The following is a 2,910-nucleotide window of genomic DNA, read 5'->3' on the forward strand; positions in this document are numbered from 1 at the left end:
ACGCGGTATAGGTGATCTGGCCACCCTCATTCGCTTCGGTCGGAGCTGTCAGCGTTACGGTAGTGGTGTTATCGGTGCCCGGTGTATCAGTAACGGTGGTGTTAACCGGGGTAGTACCTGGAACCAGATTTTCAAAGTGCTCGCCGCCGGTCACGCCTTTGATGGCGGTAGTGACGGTCTGGTCGCCTTTGTACACGTCATCCGGCGCGATGGTGGTGATAGAACCGCTCGACTGGTTTACGCCAATAGTGATGGTCTTGCCGTTATCCAGGGTCACGGTCAGCGGATTGGTGATGTTGGTCACCGGTGCGCCGTTTTTATCCACAAGGCTGGCGGTGTAGACGATATTGCCGCCTTCGCCGACAGTGGTAGTGGCCGTCAGAACTACATCGACCTTGTCGATGGTGTCGTTGATCGTGGTGGTTGCGCCGTTGCCTGCGACTTCTAACTTCTCGAAGTTGCCGCCAGTGGTCTCGGTTATCTTGACGGTCTGCGTGCTCTTGTCGATGAACACGTCATCGGTAGGGGCGGGCACGGTGACGGTCCCAACAGTTTCGCCAGCCTTGATGGTGATCGCCGAGCCGTTGTCCAACTTCAGCGTGACGTCAGTGCCCGCTTTGTTGGAAAGCGTGGCGGTATAAGTGATCTGGCCACCCTCATTCGCCTCGGTGGGAGCTGTCAGCGTTACGGTCGTGGTGTTATCGGTGCCCGGTGTATCAGTAACGGTGGTGTTAACCGGGGTAGTACCTGGAACCAGATTTTCGAAGTGCTCGCCGCCGGTCACGCCTTTGATGGCGGTGGTGACGGTTTGGTCGCCCTTGTACACATCATCAGGAGCAACAACCGAAACGCTACCGCTCGATTGGTTTACGCCGATGGTGATGGTTTTACCGTTGTCCAAGGTAACGGTCAGCGGGTTGGTGATGTTGGTCACCGGCGCGCCGTTTTTATCCACAAGGCTGGCGGTGTAGACGATATTGCCGCCTTCACCGACGGTGGTGGTGGCGGTCAGGACTACGTCGACTTTGTCGATGGTGTCGTTGATCGTGATGGTCGCGCCGTTGCCTGCGACTTCTAACTTCTCGAAGTTGCCGCCAGTGGTCTCGGTGATCTTGACGGTCTGTGTGCTCTTGTCGATGAACACGTCATCGGTAGGCGCAGGGACAGTGACGGTGCCTACGGTTTCGCCAGCCTTGATGGTGATGCTTGAGCCGTTGTCGAGTTTCAGCGTGACGTCGGTGCCGGCCTTGTTGCTCAAGGTCGCGGTGTACGTGATCTGGCCACCTTCGTTAACTGCATTTGGCGCAGTCAGGATGACAGTCGTTGTGTTGTCGGTACCGGGGGTGTCGGTGACAGTGGTGTTCACTGCCGTCGTGCCAGGGACCAAGTTTTCAAAGTGCTCGCCACCAGTGACGCCTTTGATAGCGGTAGTGACGGTCTGGTCGCCTTTATAAATGTCATCCGGCGCGATAGTGGTGACAGAGCCACTCGACTGGTTCACACCGATGGTGATTGTCTTGCCGTTATCCAAGGTCACGGTCAGCGGGTTAGTGATGTTAGTCACCGGTGCGCCGTTTTTATCCACAAGGCTAGCGGTGTAGACGATGTTGCCGCCTTCGCCGACAGTGGTAGTGGCCGTCAGAACTACATCGACCTTGTCGATGGTGTCGTTGACCGTGGTGGTCGCGCCGTTGCCTGCCACTTCGAGTTTTTCGAAGTTGCCGCCAGTGGTCTCGGCGATCTGAACGGTCTGAGTGCTCTTGTCGATGAACACGTCATCGGTAGGCGCAGGGACGGTCACGGTGCCAACGGTTTCGCCAGCTTTGATGGTGATGCTTGAGCCGTTATCCAACTTCAGCGTGACGTCAGTGCCCGCTTTGTTGGAAAGCGTGGCGGTGTAAGTGATCTCGCCACCCTCATTCGCCTCGGTCGGAGCCGTCAGTGTCACGGTAGTGGTGTTATCGGTGCCCGGTGTATCGGTAACGGTCGTGTTAACTGGGGTAGTACCTGGAACCAGATTTTCAAAATGCTCGCCGCCGGTCACACCCTTGATAGCAGCGGTGACGGTCTGATCGCCTTTATAAATATCGTCTGGCGCCACGGTGGTAACGGTGCCGCTGGATTGGTTAACACCGATAGTAATGGTCTGACCGTTATCCAAAGTGACGGTCAACGGGTTAGTGATGTTAGTCACCGGCGCGCCGTTCTTATCCACAAGGCTAGCGGTGTAGACGATATTGCCGCCTTCGCCAACGGTGGTGGTAGCGGTCAGGACCACATCGACTTTGTCGGTGGTGTCGTTGATCGTGGTGGTTGCGCCGCTGCCTGCAACTTCCAGTTTTTCGAAGTTGCCGCCGGTGGTTTCGGTGATCTTGACCGTTTGGGTGCTCTTGTCGATGAACACGTCATCGGTAGGGGCGGGCACGGTCACGGTGCCAACGGTTTCGCCAGCTTTGATGGTGATGCTTGAGCCGTTGTCCAACTTCAACGTGACATCAGTGCCCGCTTTATTGGAAAGCGTGGCGGTATACGTCACCTGACCACCTTCGTTCGCCTCGGTTGGGGCTGTCAGCGTCACAGTGGTGGTGTCGATCGAATCGGTAATGGTGGTAACCGCTGGCGTGGTGCTCGGCACCAGGCTTTCGAAATTGCCGCCAGTCGCGCCCGTAATCGTCGTACTGACGGTGCTGCCGTTGACGTAGACGTCATTAGCCGGCGTATCAACGACAATGCTGCCTGTCGACTCACCGGCCTTGATAGTGATCACCGAGCCATTGCTCAAGGTGACATTCACAGGCGTCTGCGCCGGGTTGGTCAAGGTGGCGGTGTAGGTGATCTGACCGCCTTCGGTCACGGTCGAACCAGCGGTCAGGGTGACCGTGGTGGTGTCGATCGAATCGGTAATGGTGA

The 2,910-nt window shown here is 57.0% G+C and carries 1 protein-coding gene; it reads right to left on the reverse strand.

Translation table 11 applies throughout. The features are described from left to right. Positions 1-2,910: immunoglobulin-like domain-containing protein (locus APH41_RS29175; protein WP_371262649.1), on the reverse strand; the 2,910-nt coding region annotated here is incomplete at both ends.

The sequence above is a fragment of the Pseudomonas sp. NBRC 111138 genome (genome assembly GCF_001320835.1).
Lineage (GTDB): Bacteria > Pseudomonadota > Gammaproteobacteria > Pseudomonadales > Pseudomonadaceae > Aquipseudomonas > Aquipseudomonas paracarnis.